The sequence below is a fragment of the Stenotrophomonas sp. P5_A8 genome (genome assembly GCF_056400545.1).
This window is the reverse complement of sequence record NZ_JBFULB010000450.1, coordinates 1-2,473: the sequence shown is the minus strand read 5'-3', so window position 1 is coordinate 2,473 and position 2,473 is coordinate 1. Positions and strand designations below refer to the sequence as shown.

At 62.8% G+C, this 2,473-nt stretch carries 3 protein-coding genes; all 3 read left to right on the top strand.

Features of this window, described 5'->3' with window-relative positions; all coding sequences use genetic code 11:
* Positions 1-293 precede the first annotated feature (293 nt).
* The 3 genes from rplK to rplJ all read left to right on the top strand — a co-directional run bounded on the left by rplK (position 294) and on the right by rplJ (position 2,352).
* On the top strand, positions 294-722 hold the full coding sequence (rplK, locus tag AC1DQP_RS19415) for a 50S ribosomal protein L11 (protein ID WP_017356002.1): 429 nt from the start codon (positions 294-296) through the stop codon (positions 720-722).
* Between the two features lie 4 nt (positions 723-726).
* Entirely contained in the window at positions 727-1,425 is a 699-nt protein-coding gene (gene rplA / locus AC1DQP_RS19410) for a 50S ribosomal protein L1 (protein ID WP_256775016.1), read from the top strand.
* A gap of 387 nt (positions 1,426-1,812) precedes the next feature.
* Positions 1,813-2,352 (top strand): 50S ribosomal protein L10, encoded by a 540-nt coding sequence (gene rplJ, locus AC1DQP_RS19405; RefSeq protein ID WP_256775017.1) that lies wholly within the window; start codon positions 1,813-1,815, stop codon positions 2,350-2,352.
* Positions 2,353-2,473: the final 121 nt, after the last annotated feature.

The window sequence follows — 2,473 nt, the reverse complement described above, 5'->3', positions numbered from 1 at the left end:
GTGCTACCCCGGTCGAGCTCGAGTTCGGCCAGGTCGAAAAGGCCGTCTGAGCCTGCGGGAACAAGGTTCCGGGCCATCGCCCGGAACCTGAACGGCCCGGTCGCGCCTGCCTTGCGGCAATGGCGAAAAAATTCTGATATAGTGCGCGGCTTCCTGCCAGGAAGCTGGCAAAAAGCAAGGGCCGCCGCGAGGTGGCCTTCTGCGTGAATTCAAAACGCGATGCCGGGACGCGTGATTCCCGGTCCGATGGGGAGCCTGTTGTCGTAAGGCGCTAGCACCCGGAGAGCATACTCATGGCAAAGAAAGTTGTCGGTTACATCAAGCTGCAGGTGAAGGCCGGTCAGGCCAACCCCTCGCCGCCGGTCGGTCCTGCGCTGGGTCAGCGCGGCCTGAACATCATGGAATTCTGCAAGGCCTTCAATGCCGCCACGCAGAAGCTGGAGCCGGGTCTGCCGGTGCCGGTCATCATCACGGCCTATTCGGACCGTACCTTCACCTTCATCACCAAGAGCACCCCGGCCGCCGTGCTGCTCAAGAAGGCTGCTGGCATCTCCTCGGGCTCCAAGCGCCCGAACACCGACAAGGTGGGCAAGGTGACCCGTAAGCAGCTGGAAGAAATCGCCAAGACCAAGGAAGCCGACCTGACGGCCGCCGACCTGGACGCCGCGGTGCGCACGATTGCCGGTTCTGCCCGTTCCATGGGCCTCGTGGTGGAGGGTTAAGAAGATGGCACAGACCAAGCGTGAGAAGGCCATCAAGGCTGCCGTCGTCCCGGGTAAGGCGTATGCCTTCGAGGACGCAATCAAGATCCTGAAGACCGCTACCAAGGCCAAGTTCGTCGAGTCCTTCGACGTCGCTGTGCGCCTGGGCGTGGACGCCAAGAAGTCCGACCAGCAGGTGCGCGGTTCCACCGTGCTGCCGTCCGGTACCGGCAAGAGCGTGCGCGTCGCCGTCTTCGCCCCGGCCGGTGCCAAGGCTGACGAAGCCCTGGCCGCTGGCGCCGAAGCCGTTGGTATGGAAGACCTGGCCGAGAAGATGCAGGCCGGCGATCTGAACTACGACGTCGTCATCGCCACCCCGGACGCCATGCGCGTCGTGGGTAAGCTGGGCACCGTGCTCGGCCCGCGCGGCCTGATGCCGAACCCGAAGGTCGGCACCGTGTCGGCCAACCCGGGTGAAGCGGTCAAGAATGCCAAGTCGGGTCAGGTGCGTTACCGCACCGACAAGGCCGGCATCATCCATTGCACCATCGGCAAGGCCGACTTCGCCGAAGACGCGCTGAAGTTGAACCTGCAGGCGCTGCTGATGGACCTGATCAAGGCCAAGCCGGCAACCTCGAAGGGCACCTACCTGCAGAAGGTTTCGGTCAGCTCGACGATGGGCCCGGGCGTCACCGTCGATCCGTCGTCGCTGACCCTGAAGTAATCGTTTCAAGCGGGCGCGGGTCCTTCGGGTCCCGTGTCCGTCACATTTGAAGGCATCCGAGCAGGGGCAACCCCGCGGAGAAGCCGTCAAAGACCGCAGGCGCGGTCAGTACATACCGGCGACGGGCAGGGATGCTCGCTTTGGCAAGGAGTCGCCGCCGGCGCAGTACCGACCGCTTAATCGATTCTCTCGGGAATCACCCTGCGTAGATGGTGCCCTTCTGGAGTTTTTCTGGTTTACGCACGTCTGGGTTCTCCCAGGTTGGCCATCCAGGTCTAGAACGGCCCACCCTTGGAACATCACCTGATGTTCCCGGCGTCCAGGAGGGATACCGCCCAGGACCGCGCTCGGCAGGAGCCGTAAGCGGAGTTCAATTGGAGGAGTGCAATGGCTCTCAATCTGTCCCAGAAGCAAGAAGTAGTCGCGGAGCTGGCAGAAGTCGCCGCCAAGGCTCACTCCTTGATCGCAGCCGAATATGCTGGCACCACGGTCTCCCAGATGACCGCGATGCGCAAGCAGGCACGCGAAACCGGCGTTTTCTTGAAAGTTGTCAAGAACACGCTGGCGGCACGTGCAGTGGAAGGTACCGAATACGAATGCGCCAAAGACGCACTCGTCGGTCCGCTGCTGTACGCGTTCTCGCTCGAGGAGCCCGGCGCAGCCGGTCGCCTGATCAAGGATTTTGCCAAGACCAACGACAAGCTGCAGGCAAAGGTCGTGGCCATCGGCGGGGAACTGTTCCCGGCTGGCCATGTCGACGTGCTGGCCTCGCTGCCGACCCGTGATCAGGCCCTGGCCATGCTGGCCCGCGTCCTGACCGAGCCGGTCACGATGTTCGCCCGCGCCATCAAGGCCATCGGCGACAAGCAGGGTGGTGGCGAAGAAGCCGCTGCCGACGCTGCCGAACCGGCTGCCGAGACCGCCTGAGTCGACGTTTCCGTGGTTCCTGACGGAACCTCAACCCAGAAAATTATCCAAAGGTAATCAAAATGTCCCTTACCAACGAACAGATCGTCGACGCAATCGCCGAGAAGTCCCTGATGGAAGT